A 348-nucleotide genomic window follows, 5' to 3' on the forward strand; every position below is an offset into this window, starting at 1 on the left:
GTTCTGCCTCAATACCCTTGTTGATCATTTCTCCAACGTTACGGCTCTGAAAGTTAAAACCTGTGGTTAAAGAAAGAGGAACAGATTGTAAGAGGTCATAAGTTCTTCTATGATAGTAGGAGAAAGATCCTGATAATCTATTTTCAAATAGACCGAAACTCATACCTACGTCATAAGCTTCACCTTTTTCCCATGTAAGATCGGGATTACCAAATTGCGAAGGAATAGCCCCTCCATTATTAGAGTAATCTGCAGAATATGAAAGAAGTGCCTGGTACTCATTTAAGCCAATACCACTATTCCCGGTGATACCGTAGGAAGCGCGCAATCTTAATGAGCTAAATGCAG

The 348-nt window shown here is 39.9% G+C and carries 1 protein-coding gene; it reads right to left on the reverse strand.

Annotated features, from left to right (window positions below):
• Positions 1-328: TonB-dependent receptor domain-containing protein (locus HC175_RS21355; protein ID WP_235942725.1), on the reverse strand; the 328-nt coding region annotated here is incomplete at its 3' end.
• Between the last annotated feature and the right edge of the window lie 20 nt (positions 329-348).

This window comes from Salinimicrobium oceani (assembly GCF_012037645.1).